This is a genomic window from Streptomyces sp. NPDC059247 (assembly GCF_042754005.1).
Classification (GTDB): Bacteria; Actinomycetota; Actinomycetes; order Streptomycetales; family Streptomycetaceae; genus Streptomyces.
Genome location: NZ_JBHYZW010000012.1, coordinates 48,391 through 71,643, shown reverse-complemented (window position 1 = coordinate 71,643; position 23,253 = coordinate 48,391). Strand labels below are relative to the sequence as shown.

Annotated in this window: 17 protein-coding genes, 1 tRNA gene and 1 pseudogene; 2 read left to right on the top strand and 17 right to left on the bottom strand. The window is 74.6% G+C overall.

Annotated features, from left to right (window positions below; genetic code table 11):
* Nucleotides 1-228: 228 nt before the first annotated feature.
* The 4 genes and pseudogenes from ACFXGN_RS21795 to ACFXGN_RS21780 form a co-directional block, all read right to left on the bottom strand.
* Nucleotides 229-1,893, bottom strand: coding sequence for an AMP-binding protein (locus ACFXGN_RS21795; protein ID WP_384861604.1), 1,665 nt, complete (start codon nucleotides 1,891-1,893; stop codon nucleotides 229-231).
* Nucleotides 1,894-1,956: 63 nt separating this feature from the next.
* Nucleotides 1,957-2,550 carry a lytic polysaccharide monooxygenase gene (locus ACFXGN_RS21790; protein ID WP_366441093.1) on the bottom strand — a complete coding sequence of 198 codons (594 nt, stop codon included), beginning with the start codon at nucleotides 2,548-2,550 and terminating at the stop codon, nucleotides 1,957-1,959.
* 151 nt (nucleotides 2,551-2,701) lie between these two features.
* Nucleotides 2,702-4,111 (bottom strand): annotated as a pseudogene (locus ACFXGN_RS21785) (SPFH domain-containing protein); the annotation flags it as partial.
* Between the two features lie 2,323 nt (nucleotides 4,112-6,434).
* On the bottom strand, nucleotides 6,435-7,949 hold the full coding sequence (locus ACFXGN_RS21780; RefSeq protein ID WP_384861601.1) for a peptidoglycan-binding protein: 1,515 nt from the start codon (nucleotides 7,947-7,949) through the stop codon (nucleotides 6,435-6,437).
* 183 nt (nucleotides 7,950-8,132) lie between these two features.
* Between ACFXGN_RS21780 and ACFXGN_RS21775 the strand changes: the two genes are divergently transcribed.
* Nucleotides 8,133-8,206: transfer RNA gene (locus tag ACFXGN_RS21775), tRNA-Lys, on the top strand.
* A gap of 70 nt (nucleotides 8,207-8,276) precedes the next feature.
* Here the strand turns inward: ACFXGN_RS21775 and ACFXGN_RS21770 are convergent.
* From ACFXGN_RS21770 to ACFXGN_RS21710, 13 genes are all read right to left on the bottom strand, one after another.
* Complete coding sequence (locus ACFXGN_RS21770; RefSeq protein WP_384861598.1) at nucleotides 8,277-9,317, bottom strand: glycoside hydrolase family 6 protein; 1,041 nt, start codon at nucleotides 9,315-9,317, stop codon at nucleotides 8,277-8,279.
* Nucleotides 9,318-9,621: 304 nt separating this feature from the next.
* Nucleotides 9,622-10,305 (bottom strand): class F sortase, encoded by a 684-nt coding sequence (locus tag ACFXGN_RS21765; protein WP_384861596.1) that lies wholly within the window; start codon nucleotides 10,303-10,305, stop codon nucleotides 9,622-9,624.
* Nucleotides 10,302-10,901 (bottom strand): hypothetical protein, encoded by a 600-nt coding sequence (locus ACFXGN_RS21760; RefSeq protein WP_384861593.1) that lies wholly within the window; start codon nucleotides 10,899-10,901, stop codon nucleotides 10,302-10,304. Before ACFXGN_RS21760 ends, ACFXGN_RS21765 begins: the two co-directional genes overlap by 4 nt.
* Before the next feature lie 73 nt (nucleotides 10,902-10,974).
* A complete protein-coding gene (locus ACFXGN_RS21755) occupies nucleotides 10,975-11,754 on the bottom strand; it encodes an HAD-IIA family hydrolase (protein ID WP_351782623.1) in 780 nt (259 codons plus the stop codon).
* Between the two features lie 143 nt (nucleotides 11,755-11,897).
* Nucleotides 11,898-13,436: an alkaline phosphatase family protein gene (locus tag ACFXGN_RS21750; RefSeq protein ID WP_384861590.1), complete on the bottom strand. Its 1,539-nt coding sequence runs from the start codon at nucleotides 13,434-13,436 to the stop codon at nucleotides 11,898-11,900.
* Nucleotides 13,437-13,685: 249 nt separating this feature from the next.
* A complete protein-coding gene (locus ACFXGN_RS21745; RefSeq protein ID WP_384861588.1) occupies nucleotides 13,686-14,744 on the bottom strand; it encodes a 2-aminoethylphosphonate ABC transporter substrate-binding protein in 1,059 nt (352 codons plus the stop codon).
* Nucleotides 14,745-14,869: 125 nt separating this feature from the next.
* Nucleotides 14,870-15,667: an ABC transporter permease gene (locus tag ACFXGN_RS21740; protein ID WP_384861585.1), complete on the bottom strand. Its 798-nt coding sequence runs from the start codon at nucleotides 15,665-15,667 to the stop codon at nucleotides 14,870-14,872.
* Complete coding sequence (locus ACFXGN_RS21735) at nucleotides 15,654-16,616, bottom strand: 2-aminoethylphosphonate ABC transporter permease subunit (RefSeq protein WP_384861582.1); 963 nt, start codon at nucleotides 16,614-16,616, stop codon at nucleotides 15,654-15,656. Before ACFXGN_RS21735 ends, ACFXGN_RS21740 begins: the two co-directional genes overlap by 14 nt.
* Nucleotides 16,609-17,661, bottom strand: a complete 1,053-nt coding sequence (locus ACFXGN_RS21730; protein ID WP_384861579.1) for an ABC transporter ATP-binding protein — start codon at nucleotides 17,659-17,661, stop codon at nucleotides 16,609-16,611. The genes ACFXGN_RS21735 and ACFXGN_RS21730 overlap by 8 nt, the downstream gene beginning before the upstream one ends.
* Nucleotides 17,658-18,386 (bottom strand): phosphonatase-like hydrolase, encoded by a 729-nt coding sequence (locus ACFXGN_RS21725; protein ID WP_384861877.1) that lies wholly within the window; start codon nucleotides 18,384-18,386, stop codon nucleotides 17,658-17,660. Before ACFXGN_RS21725 ends, ACFXGN_RS21730 begins: the two co-directional genes overlap by 4 nt.
* Nucleotides 18,387-18,448: 62 nt before the next feature.
* The gene (locus tag ACFXGN_RS21720; protein ID WP_384861576.1) at nucleotides 18,449-19,570 is read right to left on the bottom strand and encodes a TIGR03364 family FAD-dependent oxidoreductase; all 1,122 of its coding nucleotides are present in this window, start codon (nucleotides 19,568-19,570) and stop codon (nucleotides 18,449-18,451) included.
* Nucleotides 19,571-19,704: 134 nt separating this feature from the next.
* Nucleotides 19,705-20,463, bottom strand: coding sequence for a GntR family transcriptional regulator (locus ACFXGN_RS21715; RefSeq protein ID WP_384861573.1), 759 nt, complete (start codon nucleotides 20,461-20,463; stop codon nucleotides 19,705-19,707).
* Nucleotides 20,460-21,587, bottom strand: coding sequence for a hypothetical protein (locus ACFXGN_RS21710; RefSeq protein ID WP_384861570.1), 1,128 nt, complete (start codon nucleotides 21,585-21,587; stop codon nucleotides 20,460-20,462). Before ACFXGN_RS21710 ends, ACFXGN_RS21715 begins: the two co-directional genes overlap by 4 nt.
* 368 nt (nucleotides 21,588-21,955) lie before the next feature.
* Between ACFXGN_RS21710 and ACFXGN_RS21705 the strand changes: the two genes are divergently transcribed.
* Nucleotides 21,956-23,041 carry a TolB family protein gene (locus ACFXGN_RS21705; protein ID WP_384861567.1) on the top strand — a complete coding sequence of 362 codons (1,086 nt, stop codon included), beginning with the start codon at nucleotides 21,956-21,958 and terminating at the stop codon, nucleotides 23,039-23,041.
* Nucleotides 23,042-23,253 lie beyond the last annotated feature (212 nt).

Below are 23,253 nucleotides of genomic sequence, written 5' to 3'. Positions count from 1 at the left end.
GTTCCCCCGGTACGGGCCCGTGGAGGCGGGGGCTCGCCTCGGGCCCATACGAGCGAGGGCGTCGGGGAGCGGTCGTGGCGGGGGCCCCTGCGGGGGCTCGGGTGTTCGCCCGGAACGGGCCCGTACGAGCGGGGGCTCGCCTCGGGACCGTACGGGTCCGTCTCTCGGCGGTACCGCCAGGGCCCCGGGGCCCCGGGGTGGCGGTCGTGGGCCTCGGGGCCGGGGGTGTCAGGGGGTCGGGGAGCGGTCGTGGCGGGCGTACTCCCGCCGTAGCCCGGCCTTCGCCTCCGGGGTGAGGGGTTCGTACGGCGTGCCGGGGGACGGGCGCCACCAGACCGGGTCCTCGCAGAGGAAGGCGGCCCCGCGCAGGCCCACCCGATGGACCTTGTTGGTGGCGGTCAGCGGCAGCTCCGGCATCACGCGCACGAACCTCGGCGGCATCTTGGTGCCCAGGTCCGGCTGGGCCGCGAGGAAGGCCCCGAACGCCTCCGGGTCGAAGACGGCCCCCTCGCGCAGGGCGAGCGCCGCCATCACCTGGTCCCCCGCGACCGGGTCCGGCACCGCGTACACCGCGACCCCCGCCGCCCGGTCCCAGCGGGCCAGGATCCGCTCGATCATCGCCGCCGCCAGGTTCTCGCTGTCGACCCGCAGCCGGTCGTCCGTACGGCCCGCGAAGTAGAGGTGGCCGTCCGCGTCGCGGTAGAAGAGGTCCCCCGTCCAGTACCAGCCGCCGCGCAGCCGGGCCGCCTCCGCCGCCGGGTTGCGCCAGTAGCCCTCGAAGGACGACCGGCCCCGGTTGACCAGTTCGCCGACCGCCTCGGCCGCGTTGAGGAGCCCGCCGGTGGCCGCGAACCGGGCGGGCGGGCACTCGGCGCCGGTCTCCGCGTCCACCACCGCCAGATCGTCGCCGGGCGCGGCCCGCCCGACCGCGCCCGCCGGGGTGTCCGGGGTCCGCTGGATCGCCGCGCCGCCCTCGGAGGAGCCGTACCCCTCGACGAGCGGCACCCCGAAGCGCTCCCGGAAACGGGCCGCGTCCGCCGCGCCCGCCTCGGTGCCGAAGCCGAGGCGGAGCGGGTGCGCGCGGTCGTCCGGGTCCGGCGGGGTGGCGAGCAGGTACTGCACGGCCCGCCCCACATAGGTGAAGTAGGTGGCTCCGAAGCGGCGGACGTCCGGCAGGAACCGGGAGGCGGAGAACCGGGCCCGGAGCGCCACGCCCGCCCCGGCGGCGAGCGCGGGCGCCCAGTCCGCGATCACCGCGTTGCCGTGGAACATCGGCATACAGACGTAGTGGACGTCGTCCCGCCGCACCCCGAAGTGGGCGACGAGCGAGGCTCCCGCGGCGGCGAGGCGGCCCTGGCTGCAGAGCGCGGCCTTGGGCGCGCCCGTGGAACCGGAGGTGAAGGAGAGCAGGAAGCGGCTGCCGGGGCGGACCGGACCGAGCCGGGCGTCCCCCGGCCGGGCGGACCCGTAGGGGACGAGGAGTTCCCGGTAGGCGTCGGTGTCGGTGACCAGGACCCGGAGTCCGGGCAGCGGCAGCCCGTCGAGGAGCGGCAGGTGGGCGCGCTGGGTGACCAGGACCCGGCAGTCGGTGTGGCGGATGTCCCGGGCGAGTTCGGCGCCGCGCCGGGTGGGGTTGATCCCGGCGACGGCGGCCCCCGCGAGGGCCGCCGCGCTGAGCCAGAGCGGGTATTCCGGTGTGTTGTCGAGCAGCAGGCCGAGGTGCGGCTCGCACCCCGGCCGGGGTGGCATCAGGTCCACGAGCAGGGCGGCCCGCGCGGCGGCGCCTGCGGCGACCTGGTGGTGGGTGAGGGTGTGGTGCTCGTCCCTCAGCCCGATCCGGTGGTCGTCCCACTGGCGCCGTACGAGTTCCGCGACGGTGTCCGCACCCCTCATGCGGCGGACTGTAACTGACGGAACGTCAGAACTGAACGGCCGTGACCGGATGCCGTGCGTCCGTCAGAACTTGACGTCCGAGCAGGCGTAGAAGGCGTTCCCGGTGTCCGCGATCGTCCACACGGCCAGGATCAGATGGCGGCCCGTCTTGCCCGCCGGGATCGTCCCGGAGTGCGAGAGGGTCGACGGCGGCTGCTGGTTGTTGTAGGGGACGGTCAGGAACGGCTGGGGGTCGAGGGCGGCCCGGGTCAGCTTCTGGTTCGGGTTCCAGCCGTTCTTGGTGATGTAGTACTTGAAGTCGGTGGTGGCGTGCCGGGCCGTGAACTGCCAGCGGAAGCTGTAGCTCTGTCCGGCCGTGAGCTGGGTCGCGGGCCACGCGCCGTTCCTGGGGTCGTCGAGCTGGGCGAACTGCGAGAGTCCGCCCGAACAGATCTTGCTGTCGGCGGGACCGCCGGACGGGAAGCCCTTCGGGCCCTCGACCGACTGCGGCTCCCACTGGATGTTGCCGCAGTTGGTCACGGTGCCGTTGGCGCAGAGCTTCTGGCGGCTGATCGGCGCGTCGGTGTAGCCGTGGCTTCCGGCGCTGCCCGTGGAGAGGAAGGTGACACCGGCGACGCCGAGCGCCACCACCGCCGCCCCTACTGAGTTTTTGCGCATACTGTCGCTCCTGGAGAACGTGGGGGAGTTCCGTCGAGCCGTGCTGCACGGGTGCGGGACGCGGCACGGCCGGGGAGCCGTACCGCGCTGCCTCATTTGTGGTCTGGACCAACTACCAAGGTATGGACGGAAGTTGAACCTGTCCATCCCTTCACGCGCCCTCCACCGGACCTGTCCGTCCGGTGTAGAACGCCACCGTCAGGTCCTTGACCAGCGCTTTGCGCTCGTAGTCGTCCAGTTCCACCAGACCACGACTGGTCAGCCGGTGGACCACGTCGTCCACCGCGTCCACCACCGACGTCAGCACGCTGTCCCGGTGCTTCGCGTCGATCGCCGCGATCCGCCGCCGCCGCATCGCCGCCGCCACCTCCGGCGCGTACTCGATCCGCGTCGGCTGCGCCGAGAACACGTCCACCCCGACCGGGGCGCACTCCGCCGACAGCATCCGCGTCAGCGCCTCGCCGACCGCTTCCGCGTCCCGCAGGGTCGGCGCGTCCTCGTGGAACGCGTCCGCCGGAAGCTGCGAGAGCACCCGGGCCATCGCCGCCTCCACCTGCTCCCGCAGGTACTCCTCGTGCCCGTCGATCCCGAGCGCCGCCCGGACCGTGTCCCGCACCCGCCACACCACGAGCACGGTCACGTCCAGCGCCGTGCCCTTCGCGTCCACCGCCGGCAGCGGCTCGCTCCGCCAGTGCCGGAGCCGTACGTCCACCCTGCGGCGCAGCAGCAGCGGGCTCACCCACACCAGCCCGGTACGGCGGACCGTGCCCCGGTAGTCGCCGAACAGGGTCAGGACCCACGCGTAGCCGACCCGGCCCCTGCCGAGCCCGCCGAGCGCGAACAGGGTGAGGACCACGCCGAGCGCCAGGAGCGCCCACTGGCCGAGGGGGATGCCGTGGTACGGGCGCACCGGCAGCCGCAGCATCCGCGCGGCCTCCTCCGGGACCGCCCCGGCCCACCACACGACCGCCGCGCATCCGGTGAGGGCGAGCGCGCCGCCCAGTACCCCGACCCAGCCCGGCAGCACCGGCCCCGGCCGTTCCACGAGCGCCGGATCGGCGGTGGGCGCGGGGCGGGCGGGCGCCGCCGGAGCGGTGTGCCGCGCCCGGTCGCGTTCCGCCAGGGCCCGGGCCTGGGAGCGCCGTTCGCCGACCCGGTCGCCGGGCCGCGTCCCGGGCGACGGCTCGACCTTCGACGGCGCCGGGATGGCGGGGCCCCGGCCCTTCCGTACGGGGGTGGGCGCGGCCATGGCGACGGTGTCGGGGCCGCCGTCGTCGTCTCCCGGCACCGGGAGCACCAGGCCCTCCGGTTCGTCGCGGAAGAGCAGGTGCACCGGGATGGACCCGGTGGTCTCGGTCCCGATCACGTTCTTCCGCCGCGTCACCCGCACGACGGCGGCGACGGGCACGGCGAGGGCGCCCACCCGGACCCCGGCGATCCGTTCGAAGTCGAGCCCACCGGTGTCCGGCCCCACGGGGGGTACGGGACCGGGGCGGGGCGGGGCCGGGGGTGCGGCTTGCGCGGCTCGCGCCGCTTGCGCCTCCGGTGCCGCCGGTACCGCCGGTGCCGCTGGTTCCGCCGGGGACGGAGGCGTCACGGCAGTGGTCGGTCGCGTACGGACCTGGGCGTCCGGGCCGGACCGGCCCACCGGGCGGGCGGGCCGACCGGGAAGCGGCGCGGGAGCACCGGACCGGCCGACGCCAGGCCCCGGGGCGGGAAGCGCGTCGGCGGTCAGGGCCTCCCTGGAGGAGGCGCCCGGAGCCTCACCGGGGGCGGACGCGCCGGTGGCGACGGACCCGCCACCGGGAGCGGAGAGGGCGCCCGGGGCGCCGGACCTTCCGCCCGGGACGGCGGCTTCTCCCCCTGGGACGGCGGTCTCCCCGCCGGAGGGAGGAAGAACATCCGGAGTGCGCTCTCCCCCGCGAACTGGAAGAGCACCCGGGGAGGCGGGCCTTCCGCCCGGGGCGGGAAGAGAACCCGGGGCGGGAAGCACGCCCGGGGAGACGGGCCCTCCGCCCGGGGCCGGAAGCGCACCCGGAGTGCCGGACCTTCCGCCCGAGGCCGGAAGCGTGCCCGGGGAGGTGGGCCTTCCGCCCAGGGCGGGAAGCCCGACCTGGACGCCGGACCCTCCGCCCGAGGCCGGAAGTCCGACCTGGGCGGTGGGGCCTCCGTCGTGGCCGGAGAAGGTGCCCGTGGCCGCCGCCGCTCCCCCGCGAGTCGGCGGTCCCCCCGTGGCGGCGGTCTCCCCGCCGGAAGCGGTGGCGCCCTCCCGCCCGTGAGCGGAACGGTCTCCGGAGAGGGGGGTTCCTCCTCCGTAAGCGGCGGCGGGGGTCTCGCCCGCGTCGGCGGAGAGCGGGCGCGAGGCGGAGGCACCCCCGCCCGGAGCGGGCAGCGAGGTGGCGGACCCTCCGTCAGGACCGGGGGAGACGCCTGCGGCCGTCAGCCTTCCCCCATGAGCGGGAAGGCCTCCGGAGGCGACAGGCCCCCCGGCCGGGGCCGGAAGGCCGGACGCGGTGGCGGCTTCTCCCCCGCGAGCGGGACGCGGGCCCGAGGCGAGAGGTCCCCCGCCGGGAGCGGACAGGGTTCCCGGGGTCGCGGGGCCTCCGCCGGAACCGGAGAACGCGCCCCTGGCCGCCCGCCCTCCCTCGCGCGTGGAAAGGCCCCCCGGGGTGACGGGTCCCCCGGCCGGGGCCGGGAGGGTGTCCGACGCGGTGGGCTCTGCCCCGTGGACCGGAGGGGTTCCCGTGGTGGCGGGCCCCGCCCCGTAGGCCGGAGGGGCTCCCGTCGTGGTGGGCGGGGTGGACCTCGTACGGGAGGAAGGTCCGGCCCCGGAGTCCCCTTCCCGGGCGGCGCCGCCGGACGGCGGGCCGGAGCGGGCTCCGTGGTGGTCCGGATGATTTGGGTGGTCCGGGCGGTCCGGGTGATCCGGGTGATCCGGATGTACGTCGGACCGCGCGGCGGCCTCAGAGGACGACGCGGTGACGCCCGGTGCACGCGTCGGCGCGTTCCCGGTGGCGGACCCGCCAGGAGCGGGAGCCTCCGCGACGGCTCCCGGCCCGGGAGCCAGCCCCGGCCCAGGGGCCGCTTCCGGCCCAGAAGTCGCCCTCAGCCCCGTGACCTCCTCCGGCCCAGAAGTCGTCCTCGGCCTGAAGGCCGTCTCCGGCCCGGGAGCCACCCCAGGCCCGGAAGTCCCCCCCGACCCGAGGGGCGCCCCGAGCCTGGGAGCCGCCCCAGGCCCGGAAGTCACCTCCGGCCCGAGGACCGTCCCAAACCCAAGGGTCCCTCCCGACCCAAGGGTCCCTCCCGACCCAAGGGTCTCCCCCGACCCGAGGGTCGCCCCGGGCTCGGAAGCCAGCCCCGGCCGGGAAGTCACCCCTTGCCCAGGGGCCGCCTCCGGCCCGTCAGCCGCTCTCGGCCCCGGAGCCGTCCCCGGCCCGGAAAGCGCCTCCGGCCCGAGGGCCGTCCTCGGCTCGGGGGCCGCCTCCGGTCCAGGGGTCACCCTCGGCCAAGGAGTCCGCTCCGGGCCGAGGGTCGCCCCGGGCCCGGGAGTCGCTCCCGCCCCAGGAGTCAGCTCCAGCCCAGGCATCGCCCCAGGTCCAGGGGTCGACCCCCGGTCAGGCATCGCCCCCGGTCCCGTGGGCTCCGGGGGCGTCGGGTGGGGGGCGGGGGACACGGGCTCGGTGGGGGTCGGGGGGCGCACCGGGCTCGGGCCGTTCGGCGGTGGCGTTCCCGTCGTCCGGGGCCCGTGGGACGCGGACGTCCTCGGGAGCGTGCCGTCCGTCAGGCGTCTCGCCGTGCGGGCCGCGTCACGTGAGGCCGCCGCGCCGGAGTCCGCGGGGTTCGGGGTCGATGCCGTCATTCGGGTCCACCTCATGCTCTCGGGGTCATCGGAACAAGCGCCGCCAGGTCTCCGGGCCCGGGTAGCCGTCGGCCGCCGCGCCGCGCCAGCCCTGCGCCCGCTGGAACGCCTCGACGTTGCGGCGGTCCGCCTCCGTCCAGCGCGGACCGGGTCCCGACAGGTAGTGCTTGCCGAAGCCCCGCTTCACCAGTTGTTCGCCCAGCTTCTCCACATATGCGCTGGATCGGCCCGGACGGAAGACGCCACGCCCGGGAAAGTCCGTCACAGACGCGCTCGGGCCGCTCGAACCACTCGAACCGCCGATGTCCTTGCCGCCGCCGGTGACGAGGAGCCGCCAGGTCTGGGGGCCGGGCAGACCGTCCGCCTCCGCGCCCTTCCAGCCCTGCGCCCGCTGGAACGCCTGCGTCGCGCGCCGGTCCGCCTCGCCCCACTTCGGGCCGGGGCCCTGGTCGTAGTACTTCTTGCCGCCCCGCTCGACGAGGAGCCCGCCGAGCTGGGTGACGTACGCGTTGTCGGCGCCCGGCCCGAACATGGCCGACCCGGGGTACGGCGTCGGCGCCGAGGTCGTACCGCCGCCGGTACCGCTGCCGCTGATCACGCCCTTGTAGCGGTAGCCCACGTACCGGCCGGAGTTCTCCCAGTACGCCATCGGCGTCGCCTGCTTGCGGGTGCGCGGTCTGGTCTGCTCGTACGCGATGTACGAGGTGTGGGTGTAGTCGGTCCAGCCGCCGAAGATCGTCACGTGCGAGCCGCGCGTCGGGTCGGCCGGGTTGTGGAAGAGGAGGATGTCGCCGGGCTGGAGGTCGGCGCGGTCGATCCGGTCCGCGAAGCGGTCGAGGCTGCCGGTCCACTCGTTGCTGCGCAGGTTCCAGGCCATCGAGATGTAGCCGGAGCAGTCCTGGCGGTAGCCGTCCGACCAGTACTTGTCCATGGAGTACGGGACCTGGGCCGCCACCCACAGCTTGGCGCGGTTGATGATGTCGGCGCGGGTGGTCCGCCGGAGAGCTCCGGCGGAGACCTGGGCGGTGGTGGGGGTGGCCAGCGGGGAGGGCCCCGGGCCGGGAGCGCCGTGCAGGGGTGCGCGTCCGCCCTGCGGGGTGTCGGGCCCGGGGGCCGCCGCCACCGCCCGTACCGTCTCGCCCGCCGCTCCTCGTACTGACCCGCCCGCCGCTCCCCGTACCGTCCCGTCCGGCGCCGCCTCCACCGTGTCGGCGAGGCCGGACCGCGCCTCCGGGGCCACCGCCCCGGACGCCACCGCCCCCGATGCCACCGTCCCGGGGCCCGTCGCCACCGGCCCCGCGTCCGCCGGGGTGAACGGGCCCGGCGGGGGCGACAGGGCCGCCGTCGCTCCCGCCCCGCCGCCGCCGAGCACCACGCCCGCCGCCGTCACCAGGACCAGGGCGCGGCGGGCGCCGTGGGCGGCGGGGTGACCGCCGGACCGGACGGGCAGGCCAAGCGCGAGGTCGCGCCGCTGCCGGGCGCACCCCGGGCAGCCGCAGTCGGCCGCGGGTTCGAACTCCTCGAAGACCGGCACGCTCATGCGATTCCCCTCCACACTCGTCAAGATCTTTTGACCCTTGTTTCGGGCGCCAGTGTCTCAACTGTCTGGACAAATCGCATTTTGACGGATCGAAGGCCTGATACGACCATCCGACAGGCCGGGAGCGACCGGTATTGGTCGGGAGCACGCCCGCAGGTCGGGTAGAGTTCTCTCTGTCAGCAGGCGCCGCTAGCTCAGTTGGTTAGAGCAGCTGACTCTTAATCAGCGGGTCCGGGGTTCGAGTCCCTGGCGGCGCACGCACAGTCAAGACCCCCTCACCATCGGTGAGGGGGTCTTGCCGTTCCTCCGGGGCTCTTTCCGGCCGGACTACCGTGCGTCGCGCGCGAGTTCGCGGGCGTACGCGTCGAACCACTCCCCCGCCTTCGGGCCGCCCCGGCACTCGCCGTCCGACTCCCCCGGGCGCTTGATCCACAGGTACGCCGACACCAGCGGGTCCCCGGTGTCCCGGGTGGGCACGGCGCCGAGGGACCGGCCCGGCGGGTTGCACCAGCTGTCGACGGGGTCCCCCTCCGCCCAGGGCCCGTCCCCGTTGCGGCTCGTGTCGATCACGAAGGGCTTGCCGCCGACCAGGGCGGAGAGCTGCCTGCCGTACGCGGTGCTCTCCTCGGTCGTCCGGAAGTTCGAGACGTTCACCGCGAAGCCGTCGGCGTCCTCGATCCCGGCCTCCTTCAGCGGGCCCGCGAGCTGCTCCGGCCTGCCCCAGCCCGCGTTGCCCGCGTCCAGGTGCACGGTGACGGACGGCTGCCGTTTCAGCCGCTGGACGGCCGCCCTGAGCAGCTCGTACCGCTCGACGTGGTGCCGCCGCTCGGTGCAGCCGTCCACGACGTGCATCACCGCGTCCGGCTCCAGGACGACGGTGGCCCGCCGGTCGCCGATGCCCCGGGCGACCGCGTCGACCCAGTCCCGGTAGGCGGCGGCGTCCGGCGCGCCGCCCGCCGAGTGCTGGCCGCAGTCGCGGTTCGGGATGTCGTACAGGACGAGGAGGGCCTCGCTCCCGGCCCGGTCGGCTGCTTCGGTCACCGCGCGGGCGTCCTCCTCGGGCCGGTCGGGGCCGATCCACTCGGCCTGCGGCCGGGAGGAGATCCTCCGCAGCAGTTCGGCCTCGGCGGTGCGGCCCGCCGCGAGGTGCTCGGCGACCGCGCGGGCGGCCCTGCCGTCGGGGTTCACCCAGTAGGGGACGGGGGCGGCGGCCGGGCCGGTGCTCGGGCCCCGGGCTCCGGGCGCGGCCACCGAGCCCGCGGGGCGCGGAGCCGGGGACGTACAGCCGGAGAGGGCGGGCAGCAGGAGCAGGAACACGGCGGCCGGGAGGACGAAACCGGCGCGGCACGCGGACGGACGTGCGGACAATTCGGGGCCCCTCGGACACGTGCGGAACGGTCGGGGTCATCGTGGCACGTCGTTCCCCTGGGCCGGGCGAGGCAGGGCCCCTACAGTGGCCGCGACCCCGACCTCCCGGGGCGGCACCGGGCCCTTCCCGCGCCCGCGAGCCCCCCGGTCGAGGACCGGCCCGGTCGGCGGCGGCCCGGACGCGCCCCGCCGGCCGGAGCCAGGTCCGGCGTGGCCGCCGCCCGCGCCACGGGTCCCGCCTCGCCCGCCACGGGTCCCGCCGCCCGCGCCGCGGGGCCGTCGCCCGCCCGGCCCCGTGGGCGGCTCAAGGGCTCTTGGGGGGCTCCGTCGCCGTCAGATAGGCGGAGACCACCACGTTCGCCGTGTACGTGCCCGCCGCGCGGTCGAACGTGCCGCCGCAGGTGATCAGGCGGAGTTCCGCGCGGCGCGGGTCGCGGGGCCCGTAGACCTTGCTCGGGTCGAAGTCGTCCCGGGGGTGGACCTGCACGTCGTCGACGGTGAATTCGGCGACCGAACCGTCCGTCCGGGTGATCCGGACCTTCTCCCCGGGGCGTGCCGCGCTCAGGCCGTAGAAGACGGCCGGGCGGCGGTCCGTGTCGACGTGGCCGACGAGGAGGGCAGCCCCGGCGGCGCCCGGCCGGGTGCCGGGGCCGAACCAGCCCACGGTGTGCGACATCTCGAACGGCGGCGGGTCGATCGCGCCGGACGCGTCCAGCCCCCGGGCCACGACGGGCGCGGCGATGCCGAGCGAGGGGACCTCCACCCGCCGGGGCTCGGCGGCGGCGATCGGGTCGTGCGCCGGGGGCAGCTCCACGCTCAGCGGGCGGCCCACCGCCGCCATGTCGCCGGTCGTCGGCCCCGAGGCGCCCCCGAAGCCCTCGGCGGCCTCGTGGCCCCAGAGCCAGAGCCCGAGCAGCAGCACCGCCCAGGCGACGCCGGTGACCAGCCGCCCGGTGCCCGCCGGGCGGGAGCCGGACCGCACCGTCACTCCCCGCCGGTACCCGAGGGCCCGCCCGCCCGGCGGCGGGAGCTGCGGAAGGCGACCGCGACGGCGGCGACGGCGGCCATGCCGAGGCCGAGCAGGGTGTACGGGGTGCCGAGGCCGCTCTCGGTGGCGGTCTGGGCGACACCGGGGGCCGCCGGGGCGGCGTACGCGGCGGTGCCGCCGCCGCCCGCGTGGACCGGGGCGACCGGGCTCGGGTGGTGGCTCGGCTCATGGGTCGGCCGGTGGTGACGGACCTCCACGGCGCCGACGTCCGGATGGTCGTGGCCGTCGCAGGTCACGCTGACCTTGTACGTGCCCTCTTCGAGTCCGGACCTGACGGTGGTGTCGCCGTACAGCGGGGACCTGCCGCCGTCCCGCCCGGTGAGTTCCGCGTCGGCGACGAACGCCTGGGACTTCGCGGCGCCGGTCGTGCCCCCGCAGCCCTCGACGCGGACGTCGACGTCGGCGCCGGGCGAGGCGTTGAACGGGGTGACGGTGGCCTTGACCCCGTCGTGGGCGTACGCGCTGCCCGCCGTGGGCGCGAGGACCAGCAGCAGGGCCGCCCCTGCGGCACGGAGAGCAATGGGACCTGAACGCATCGTGACCTCCTGGTACTGGCAGGGTCACCCGGATCGGTCCGCTCCGCATCCGCAGGGGTACGGCGGCGGGCCGCTACACGCGGTCGACGATGTCCGCGATCGAGTCCACGACCTTCGAGGGACGGAACGGGAAGCGGTCGATCTCGGCCCTGCCGGTCAGCCCGGTCAGCACCAGGAAGGTCTGCATACCCGCTTCGAGACCGGCCAGGATGTCGGTGTCCATCCGGTCGCCGATCATGGCGCTGGACTCGGAGTGGGCGCCGATCGCGTTGAGCCCGGTGCGCATCATCAGCGGATTGGGCTTGCCCGCGAAGTACGGCTCCTTGCCGGTGGCCTTGGTGATGAGGGCGGCGACGGAGCCGGTGGCCGGGAGCGGGCCCTCCAGGGACGGGCCGGTCTCGTCGGGGTTGGTGCAGATGAACCGGGCCCCGGCGTTGATCAGCCGAACCGCCTTGGTCATCGCCTCGAAGGAGTACGTGCGGGTCTCGCCGAGGACCACGTAGTCCGGGTCGTGGTCGGTGAGGACGTAGCCGATGTCGTGCAGCGCGGTGGTGAGACCGGCCTCGCCGATGACGTACGCGGTGCCGCCGGGGCGCTGGTCGTCGAGGAACTTGGCGGTGGCGAGCGCCGAGGTCCAGATGTTCTCGACGGGGACCTCCAGGCCCATCCGGGCGAGCCGGGCGTGCAGGTCGCGGGCGGTGTACATGGAGTTGTTGGTGAGGACCAGGAACGGCTTCCCGGTCTCCCGCAGCTTCTTGATGAACGCGTCGGCGCCGGGGATCGGCACGCCCTCGTGGATGAGGACGCCGTCCATGTCGGTGAGCCAGGATTCGATCGGCTTGCGCTCTGCCATGGGTGCGGGACTCCTGCCGTACGGACACGCGTGTGCTGGGGACGTCGCGACAGCACTGTGGCGACGCCCCCCAGCCTAGGGGGTGTCCCGCCGATCGGTCCGGGCTCACCGGGGCCCGGCCCGACCGGCGGGACGCTCCCCGGTCAGGAAGCCGTGATCCTGACTCCGTCGACGGTCCAGTACCAGTTGTTCGACCCGGTGTAGCGGAAGCGGAAGCTCACGCTGGAGGCACCGGCGGGGACGGCGACCGTGAGGGACTGCGGCTGGGAGAGGACGTCGGCGGTGTAGCTCTTGACCGGGGTCGGGGTGCCGCCGTTGAAGCTCACCAGGACCTGGGCGGTCTGGGCGCCCTCCTGGCGGTAGAGGGTGGTGAAGCCCAGGGTCACCCGGGACGCCCCGGAGACGTCGTGCGCCGGGGTGACCAGGGTGGAGTCGTACGTGCCGGAGAACGCCTTGTCGGCCCACTCGTCGGAGTCGGCGACGGCGAAGACGCCCCGGGCCCGTACGTTCAGCTCACGGGACTGGTCGCGCTGGGAGCGGGACCAGAACTCGTCGGTGGCGAAGGACCAGCCGCGCCACTCGGTCACCCCGCCGGTGCCCATGGCGCTGTTGATGACCGACCAGCCGGGGGGCGGGGTGCGGGTGAAGCCGAGGACCCCGGCGGGGATGCCGGTCTCGTCGACGCGGCCGGTCAGCGCGGGGTACAGGGTGTCGAACGGGTCGGTGGAGCGCTCCTGGACCGGTCTGCCGTCCAGGCCCCACGCCGGGTCGGGGACGATGCCGAGCTGGTGGAAGACCGTGGCGGCGACATCGACGAGCCGGGTGTCGGCCGGGCGGGCACCGGCGGCGATGCCGGGGCCCCTGGCGAGGACGAAGGTGCGGCGCTCCTCGACGCTGGAGCCGCCGTGGCCGCCCCCGTCGGTGTGGCCGTGGTCGGTGGCGACGATGACGGTCCAGCGCTCGGAGGCGTACGTGGGCCGGGCCTCGATCGCGGCGAGGAGACGGCCCAGATAGCCGTCCTGGACGTCGATGGCGTCGAGGTACTTCGGGTGGGCGGCGCCGTAGGAGTGGCCGATCTCGTCGGTCTCGCCGAAGTAGACGAAGAGGACGTCGGGGTTCTGGTCGCGCAGGACGCCCTCGGTGAGGTCGGTGATCACCTTGTCGTTGACCGCGTAGTCGTTGGCGTAGACCAGCTTGGCGTCGGCGCCGGCGGTCACGGTGCCGTGGGTGTCGAGCTCGGGCCAGTCGACGGCGGCGAAGAGGGAGAGCTCCGGGCGGATCTGGTGGAGACGGGCGAGGAAGCCGGGGTAGCGGCCGTAGTCCTTGCCGGTGAAGGTGTTGTCCTTGACGCCGTGCTTGTCGGGCCAGACGCCGGTGGAGATCGTGGACCAGCCGGGGCCGGAGGAGGTCGCGGCCATCGGCTGGGCGTACAGCAGGGAGCGGCCGTAGGTGCCGGTCGCCATCAGGGACTTGAGGTGCGGGGCCCTGGCGGCGTCGATCCGGTCGTACCGCAGGCCGTCCATGCCGACGACGAGGACCTTGTCCTCGCTGGTGCCGTCGGGGAGCACGGGCCCGGCGGCGGCGCGGGCGGCGGGGGCGGTGGTGATCCCGGTGGCGGCGACGGCGGCGGTGGCACCGGCGGCGGCGAGCACGGTGCGGCGGGAGATGCCGGGCAGCGGCATGTCGGAGTCCTCCGTGGAAGTCCGTGGAGCGGGGCGGGTACGGACCGAACTCCCTTATGCTTCAAGAGAGTTGGTCCGTACCCGTTATCCTTCCGCGATGCGCGGAGGGCGGCCAGGGGTCGTGCGGTGAACTCTTGGTGCCGGGCGGTGGTACGCCGGTCGGTCGTGGCGCGCGCCCGGCGGCGTCGGCATCCCGTGGCGGGGCCGTCGGCTTCCGGCGGTGGGGCGGCGGCTTCCGGCGGCGGGCCGTCAGCTTCCGGTGGCGGACTTCCAGGCGTCCACGTACGACGTGAGGTTCCGGTCGATGTCGGCCCAGTCCGGCTCGAAGATCTCGACGCCCGCCATGATCTTGGCCAGGGCGACGGCGTTGGCGTCGGTGGGCTTGACGTCCTCGCGTGCGGGGAAGCCACCGCCGACGGCGCTGACCTGCCGCTGGGCGTCCTCGCTCAGCAGGAAGTCGAGGAGCTTCCTGCCGTTCTCGCTGTGCGGGGCCCCCGCGACCAGGCCCGCCGCGTACGGCAGGGCGAAGGTGGTCGGCCTGCCGTCGCCCTTGGCCGGGAACCAGATGCCGAGGTTCGGCATGGACACGGACTGGGCGAAGTTCATCTGCACGTCGCCGTTGGCGACGAGGAGTTCGCCCTTGTCGACCTTGGGGGCGAGCTTGGAGGTGGAGGAGGACGGGCCGACGTTGTTGGCCTGGAGCTTCTTCAGGTACGCCATGGCCGCGTCCTTGCCCCCGAAGTCGTGCACGGCCTTGATGAGGACGGCGGTGCCGTCGCCCGCGACGCCGGGGGTGGAGTACTGGAGCCGGTCGCGGTACTTGGCGTCGAGCAGTTCCTCCCAGCTCTTCGGGGCGGACGGCAGCTCCTTCTTGTTGTGGACGAACCCGAAGTAGTTGTTGACGACGGAGGTCCAGGTGCCGTCGGACGCCTTGTCGGCGCCGCCGACCCGGTCCGCGCCCCGCGGCACGTACTTCTGGAGCAGTCCCTTGGAACCGGCCTGCTGGATGAACGGGGGCAGGGTGACGAGGACGTCGGCCTGGGTGTTGCTCTTCTCGCGGAGGGCGCGCTGCACCATCTCGCCGGAGCCGCCCTCGACGTACTTCACCTTGATGCCGGTCTTCTTCTCGAAGTCGGCGAAGACCTTGTCGTACCAGCCGTCGCCCGCCTCGCCCTTGAGGCCGTCGGCGCTGTAGACGGTGACGGCCTTCTCGTCGGAGGCGGCGGAGGAACCGCCGCAGGCGGTGAGCCCGGCGGCGAGGGCGAGGGAGCAGGTGAGGGCGGCGATCGGCTTGGCGTACGTACGCATGACGTTCGTCTTCTCCTGGGGAGGGTGGACTCGGAAGGAAGGTCGGGAAGGGACCGGCGGAAGCCCTGCCGGAAGCTCCGGCGGAAGCCCTGCCGGAAGCTCGGGCGGGAAGGGGGCCGGAAGCCTCAGCGGTACGAGGCTCTGGTGCGGACGCGGGAGACGGCGAGCAGGGCCAGCAGGGTCGCGGTCATGAGGACCACGGCCAGTGCCGAGCCGGTGAACAGCGAACCCCGGTCGGTGGAGGTGAAGACGAGCACCGGCAGCGGGACCCAGTCCGGCGGGTAGAGCATCATCGTGGCGCTCAGCTCCCCCATGGACAGGGCGAAGCAGAGCCCGGCCGCCGCGGTCAGGGACGGCAGGAGCAGCGGGAGCCTGACCCGGAACAGGACGTACGAGGGGCGGGCGCCGAGGCTGGCCGCCGCCTGCTCGTACATCGGGTCGAGCCGCCGGATCGCGGCCGACACCGACTGGTGGGCGAAGGCGGTGACGAGCACCGTGTGGGCGAGGAGCACGATCCAGCGGGTGCCGTTGAGGAGCACCGGCGGCTGGGAGAAGGCGACGAGGACGGCGAGGCCGACGACCACCGAGGGCACCGCCACCGGCAGCATGAACAGGGCGTCGAGGACCTTGCGGCCCTTCCTGCCGAGGGCGGCTCCGGCGAGCGCGGCCCAGGTGCCGACGGTCAGCGCGACCAGGCTGGCGGTGACGGCCGTGACCAGGCTGGTGGTGAGCGCCCGGAGGGATTCGCCCCGGACGGCCGCCGCGTAGTGGGCGGTGGTGGGTCCCGAGGGGAGGGCGCCGGACCAGTGGGTGGCGAAGGAGGCGGTGAGGATGACGAGGAGGGGCAGGGCGAAGAGCGGGACGAAGAGGACCGCGAAGACGGCCCAGACCGCCCGGCGGCCCGTGCGGCTATGCACCAGCACGGCGGCTCACCCCCCGGTAGAGGGTGTACAGGCCGACGGAGAGGGCGATGTTGACGACGGCGACGACACAGGCGGCGGCGTAGTCGGACTCCAGGATCGCCTTGCCGTAGACGAGCGTCGGGAGGGTCGTGACGCCCTTGGCCCCGGTGAAGAGGACGATGCCGAACTCGTTGAGGCAAAGGACGAGGACGAGGCTGCCGCCCGCCGCGAGCGCGGGCAGCGCCTCGGGCAGGATCACCTGCCGGACGATCCTCGACGGGCGGGCGCCCAGCGAGGACGCCACCTCCAGTTGCGCGGTCTCCAGTTGGGAGAAGGCGGCGAGCAGGGGCCGCATCACGAACGGGGTGAAGTACGTGATCTCGGCGAGGAGGACGCCCCACGGGGTGGTGAGGAACCGGAAGGGCCCGGTGGGTTCGCCGGTGACGTCCGTCCAGAGGCCGTTGGCCATGCCGACCCTGCCGTAGAGGAACAGCAGGGCGAGGGTGATCAGGAACGAGGGGAAGGAGAGGAAGACGTCGATGGACCTGGCCACCGCCCTCCCGCCGGGGAACGGCACGAACGCGATCACCACCGCGAGGACGAAGCCGAGGACGAGACAGCCCGCGGTCGAGGCGACGGCCAGCCAGACCGTGGTGACCAGCGCCTCGCGGAAGGACGCCGAGGCGAGGACGTCGGCGTACGCCCCCGGGGCCAGCGACTCCCGGACGACCAGGGCCAGCGGGTAGAGGAAGGCGACGGCGAGCACGGCGACGGGCGGCAGGGCCCAGACCCAGCCGGGGACCGCCCGCCGCGCTCCGGGGGCGGGCGCGGATCCGGACCCCGGTGCGGGGCCGGACCCGGACCCGGACGCCGGGGCCGGGGTGGGTACGGGTTCCGGGGCCGGGGCGTGTACGGGTGTCGGCGCCGTCGCCGGGGTCCGGTTCCCGGTCAGGCCCGTGCGGCTAGCCATCGGACACCCCCGCGCCCAGCAGCACCGCGTCCTCGGGCGCGAAGTGCAGGGTGACCTCGGTGCCCGGCGGCGGGGTCTCCCGCAGTTCGCGGACGTCCGCCTTGATCCGGTGCCCGGCCACCTCCGCGTACAGGCGGTGGGTGGAGCCGCGCCACTGGACCTCGGCGACCCGGCCGCGCAGCGCGTTGGGGCCGTCCCCGAGGCCGACGAGGTGCGGCCGGACGCAGAGGGTGGCGCCCGCGCCGGGCGCGATGCCGTCGGTGGCGACCTTCAGGAGGGTCTCCCCGAGGACGGCTCCGCCGGGGGCGACGGTGACCGGCAGCAGGTTGGCGTTGCCGACGAACGAGGCCGTGAACGCGGTGCGGGGCCTGCGGTACAGGTCCTGCGGGGTGCCGCAGTCCTGGAGGCGGGCCTTGTCCATGACGGCGATCCGGTCGGCGAGGGTGAGCGCCTCGATCTGGTCGTGGGTGACGTAGAGGATCGACACGTCGGGCAGTTCGCGGTGGAGCCTGGCCAGTTCGGCGAGCATCCCGGAGCGCAGTTGCGCGTCGAGCGCGGAGAGCGGCTCGTCGAGGAGGAGGACCCGGGGGCGGATGGCGAGCGCCCGCGCGATGGCGACGCGCTGCTGCTGGCCGCCGGAGAGTTCGCGGGGGTACCGGTGGGCGTAGGCCGCCATGCCGGTCATCTCCAGGGCTTCGGCGACCCGGCCGGGGATCTCGGCCCTGGGCGCCTTCCGCGCCTTGAGGCCGAAGGCGACGTTGGCCTCGACCCGCAGGTGCGGGAAGAGGGCGTACTGCTGGACGACCATGCCGATGCCCCGCCGGTGCGGCGGGAGGGCGGTGACGTCGTGGTCGCCGATGAACACCCGCCCCGAGGCCGGTCGTACGAATCCGGCGACGGCCCGCAGCGCGGTGGTCTTGCCGGAGCCTGAGGGCCCGAGGAGGGCCATGACCTCGCCGGGTTCGACGGTCAGGTCGAGGCGGTCGAGGACGGTGGTGCCGCCGTACGCGACGGACACGGCGTCGAAGCGGATGCCGCTGGTCATGCCTCGGACTCCCGGATGAGCGCGGGGAGTCCGGCGACGGAGGCGAGGACGTGGTGGGCACCGTGCGCGGTGAGCGCGGCCCGGTCGTGGGCGCCGGTGAGGACGCCCGCGACGAGCCCGGCACCGGCGCGGACGCCGCTGAGCATGTCGTACGAGGTGTCTCCGGCGACCGCGATCCCCCGGACGTCGTCGACGGCGCCGGTGCGGAGGAGGGCGGCGAGGACCAGATCGGGGTACGGGCGGCCCCGGCCGCCCGCGTCGGCCGGGCAGAGGGTGAGGCCGACGAGGTCCCGCCAGCCGAGGGCGTCGAGGATGGCGTCCTGGGTGACCCGGGCGAAGCCGGTGGTGAGGACGACGGTCCGGCCCTGCTCCTGGAGGGCGGCGACGGTCTCGGCGGCGCCGGGGAGCGGGGCGATCCTGCCGTCGGCGACGAGTTCCCCGTACGCCTCCTCGAAGGCGAGGCTGGCCTGCCGGGCGCGGTCCTCGTCGCCGAGGAGGTGGCGGAAGACGGAGATCTTGGACTCGCCCATGGTGGCGCGGACATGGCCGATCATCGTCGCGGGGTCCTCGCCGAGGCGTTCGGCGGCGACGGTGAAGGCCTGTTCGACGAGGCCGTCGTCGGCGACGGTGGTGCCCGCCATGTCGAGGACGACGAGGTTCTTCCTGGGGCCCGGAGCCGGAGCCGGAGCGGTGGCTGTGGCTGTGGTCGGGGCCGGGGCCGGAATCGGCGTCGTGGTCGGAATCGTGGTCGGAATCGTGGTCGAGGTCGGAGTCGTGGTCACGGTGTTCACCAGCCCAGTTCGTCGGCGGTCGTCTCGGCGATGGCGGGCGAGCAGGTCATGCCCCGGCCGCCGGGTCCGGTCACCAGCCACACGCCGTCGCGGACCCGCTGGCGGTGCACGACCCGGGTGGTGTCGGCGCACTGCGCGTACACCCCGGCCCAGCGGCGGCGGATCTTCGGCAGCGGGCGGCCGAGGAAGGACTCGACGACACGGGTGAGGTGCTCGTAGGGGTCTTCGAGGGTGTCGAAGGCGAAGGGGTGCTCGTACTCGTGGGTGTCGCCGATGGTCAGTCCGCCGTCGAGGCGCTGCACCATGAGGAGCTGCATCCCGTGGGCGGCGGCGGTGGGGTCCTGCGGCTGGCCCGCCCGGAGCGCGTCGAGGGCGTCGGAGGCGTAGGCCGGGTAGTAGCGGAAGGAGTCGGCGTCGGCGACCGAGGTGGTCAGCGGCTCGCCGAGGGGGTCGGTCTGCATCATCTGGAGGCGGACGCGGCGGACGGGGACCTCGCCCGCGACCTCGCGGACGAGTCCGGAGAGCGAGGCTCCGGTGCACAGGACGACGGCGTCGCCCCGGTGGATCTCGCCCCGGTCGTCGCGGACGGCGTTCTCGCCGACGACGTCACGGACCTCGCGGTGCGGCAGGAAGGTGTACTTCCCGGTGGCGAGGAGGGCCTCGCGGAGGGCGAGTTGCGCGGTGCGGGGTTCGACGGCGGCGTCCCGCCCGCACCACAGGGCGGCCTCGAAGGTGCCGCGCAGGGCCGGGTTGACCGCGCGGGCCTCGGCCGCGGTGAGCAGCCGGTAGTCCCGGGCCGCCGCGTCGGGCCGGGCCACGGCGGCCTCGGCGACGGCGAGTTCCAGCGCGTTCCGTACGGGGGTGAGGGAGCCGATGGCCCGGAAGCCGAGTCCGGGGACGCGGGCGCCGATGCCCTCCCAGAGCTCCCGGGCGCGCAGGGCGGTGTCGAGTTCCTCGCCGCCCGCCCGTCCGCTGACCCAGATCTGGCCGAAGTTGCGGAGGGAGGCTCCGCGCGCCTCGGCCTCGCGCTCGATGTGTACGACCTCGTGGCCGCGTTCCACTGCTTGCCGGGCGTGCATGGTTCCCACCACGCCCGCCCCTACGACGATCACCTTCATGCCGTCGACGGTCGCGGCGGCGGGTGTCCCGGGCGGGGCCGGTGGACGACGGGACGGTGAACGGCCCGACAAGCTTGGACCAGACCCGTTACCTTCCCGTGATGAGAAGGGGGGCCGGAACAGGCCCTTCCGGGTCAGCCCTGGCGCCCCAGATGGGCGGTGAAGCTGAAGCGGTCGCCCCGGTAGAGGGTGCGGACCCGCTCCAGGGGGCGGCCCGAGGTGTCCCGGGAGAGCCGGTGCAGCAGCAGCATCGGGAGCGCGGGCGGGGTCCCCACCAGCAGGGCCTCGCGGGGGGTGGCGAGCACGGTCTCGATGCGCTCGTCGGCGTCGCCGAACGTGATGCCGAGCCGGTCGTGGAGGTAGGCGTAGAAGGAGGAGTCCGGGTCGAAGTCGGTGTTCAGGCGGGGCACGCGGGCCTCGGAGACGTACGTGCTCTCCAGACCGACCCGCTCGTCGTCGGCGAGCAGCACCCGCTCCATGTGCCATACGGGGTCGCCCGGTTCGGCGCCGACCTCGGGGGCCAGCGCGTCCGGACAGGGGAAGCGGTCGAGCGAGATCAGGCCACGACCGGGGCGGAGTCCCTGGCGGCGGACGCCCTCCGTGTAGCTGGCGAGCGAGAGGGGCTGTTCGAGCTTGGGGCCCGCGACGACCGTGCCCCGGCCCTGGCGGCGCACCCGCCCCTCCAGGAGGAGTTCGCGCAGCGCCTGCCGCAGGGTCTCCCGGGACACCTCGTACCGGACGGCGAGTTCCCGCTCGGTGGGCAGCAGTCCGCCTTCCCCCAACTCATCGACCACCAGGGCGAGTTTGGCCTTCACCGCGTAGTACTTGGGCACACGGCCGTGCTCGGGGACGCCGGAACGGACGGGACCGCCGGGGGTGCTCAGGTAGTTCACCGGGGGATGGTCGCAGACGGGGATGAACGGGAAGGTGTACGCGGGGTGACCCGGCGGTGCCGGGCCCGGCGTCCGGCGAGGACGAGAGCGGCGCCGAGCAGGACGAGGGCGCCCGCGTACGGGGCGGTGCGCCGGGCCGTTTCCTCCGACTCCCTTCCCGTTTGGGCGAGTTCGGGACGGGCGGGGACGCCGGACGGATCGGGCTCGGCGGGCCCGGGTACGGCGGTGCCGACGGGCGGGCGGAGCGTGGAAGCGGGCGGCCGGGGGCCGCCGGATGTGTCAGGTGCGGGCGGCCGGGCGGGCCGGTCGCCCGGGGCGGAGGAGCCGACGGGGGCGTCGGCGGGGGTGTCGGCGGAGGCGTCGGCCGGGGCGTCGGCGGGGGCGTCCGTCGCCGTGGGGGCGGGCGGCTCGGCCGCGCTGTCGGGTCCTGCGGGGCCGACGGTCAGCCGGTAGTCGCCGGACTCGCCGACCCAGTCGCCGTCGGCGCCCCGGCGCTGCACCACCGCCGCGCTGACGACGACCTCCTCGGGGGCGGTCCCGGCGCGGAACGCGAGCCGTACGGGGACGGCGAGGGTTCCTCCGGCGGGGACCGCGAAGCCGCCGAAGCCGGTGAACGCGCCCACGTTCTCGGCCTCGTCGGTCGCCTCGAAGGCGACCGGGCGCCAGCGGGCGGCCCCCTCGTCGTAGAACTCGAAGCGGATCTGTCCGGGCCGCAGCACCCGGTCGCGGTCGGTGAGGACGAGCACGGGGTGGATGCCGGAGCAGGGGGCGGCGGTGGTGTTGGTCAGATCCAGCCACCACTCCTGGAAGGTCCCGCCCGCCGGATAGTCGACGGGCCCGCCCCGGATGCGGGCGCCCAGCGGGAACGCGGGCCCGGACGGGGTGCCGCAGACGGGGGTGGGGGGATCGGGCGCGGGCACGGCGGGGCCGCCACGGGGGGTGGTGGGGGTGGGCGCGGGCGCCGCCAGACCGCTGTGGGGCGCGGCGGGGGCGGCGAGGACGACGGGGGCCGGTGCGGCCGGTGCGGGGGCCGCCAGGGCGAGGGGGGCCGTGGCGGCGGCCATGAGGGCGGCGGCTGCCGTGAGGGGGCGGGCGCTGCGCGGTCGCAGGGGGGCTGATGCCATGGGGCCGGGCCTTTGCTGCTCGCGGGCGTACGGGTCGGCCGCGACGCTGCCACGGCGGCGGGGGCGGGAGGGGCGACGGCACCGGCGGGGTCCCTCGGACGAGCGGGACGGGCGGTCCGATCAGCGGATGGTACGAAGGTCGGCTGATCGCACGCCCTCTGGTGCGGGGAGCCCGGAGGGGACGGGAGGAGAGGGAAGCGAGAGGTGGACGGAACCGCAAGGGGCGGGGCTGACCACTCTCGGCACGGCCGAAGCAGTGTTCCGCACTACTGCATGTGACCCATTGACCTCATAGGGCTATCACGGGTTGCATCCCTGTGGCCTCCTTCGGTACGGACCGGAGGAGGAACCACACCTGGGAGGAAAACATGAGGAGAGACCCGAACCGGAGCACTTCCAGACGCGCGAGAGCCGTCCTGGGCACAGCGTTCGTGGTCTGCGCGGTCACGGCCGCGACAGCCGTCACAGCCGGACCGACGGTCGCGTTAGACGGCGCCGGTGTCGGCGCTGCCGGTGCCGGTGTCGAGAGGATCAGCGTCGCGACCGACGAGGGCTACGGCGCCGCCTCGATCACGCCCGACGGTCGCAGCGTCGTCTTCACCTCGCTGAAGAACGGCCCGCCGCAGGGCGGCAACGAGGTGTACGTCCTCGACCGGCGGACGGGGCTGACCAGGACCGAGCCCATGATCGAGGGCTGGACCCCGGCGATCAGCGGGGACGGGAGGCAGGTCGCCGCCACCGTTCCGCCGCAGGGGATGACCGCCCAGCGGATCCAGCAGCGTTCGCTGGACCTGGGCGCATTTTCCGCCAACTGCTCCCGCTGCAACGAGCCGTCGCTGAGCGCGGACGGCCGCTATCTCGCCTACAGCCTCCTGGTCCAGCCGGGACTGTCCCGGAAGGTCGTGGTCGCGGACCGCACCGGCGGCTCGGTGACCATCGCCACCAGCGGCAGCCTCGCTCCGGCCCGGCCGTCCGTCAGCGGCGACGGCCGCTACGTGGCCTACCAGGACCTCGGGTACCAGAAGGAGGACGTGTACCTCTGGGACCGCACCACGGGCACCTCCTCCGCCCCGCTCGAAGGCCCGTCCAAGAGCGTGTCGCTCGTCCAGCTCAGCGACAACGGCACCAAGGTCGTCTACCTCTCGGGCTCCGACACCTACGTCCACGACGTCGGCTCGGGCAGCGCCCAACTGGTGCCGAACGTGAAGGGCGTGGCCATCGACCCCACCGGCCGCTATCTGCTGTACACCCCGAACGGCACGGGCGGACCGTCGCTCGTCCTGCGCGACCTCCGGACGGGCACCGACGAGACCGTCTCCGACCAGCCCGCCACGGCGGAGACCGACGCGGTCAGCGCCGACGGACGCGACGTCGTCTTCCAGTCGGCGGCCGACGGCATCGTCCCCGGGGACACCAACGGCACGTCGGACGTCTTCGTCCGCCGCTTCTTCTGATCCCCTTCTCCCGGGCCCCGTTCCTCCGGGCCCCGTTCTCCCGGGCCCCTCTTCTGATCCCCGGCCGCTGACCGTTCCGGCCGCCCCCCACTCCCGCACCCACCGGTGCCGTGCCGACCCCGCCCGGGACCGGCACGGCACCGGATGGCGGGAGGGCACAGAAGACCGGAGGGCGCGGAGAGGACCGGAGGGCGCGGGAAGACCGGAGGTCC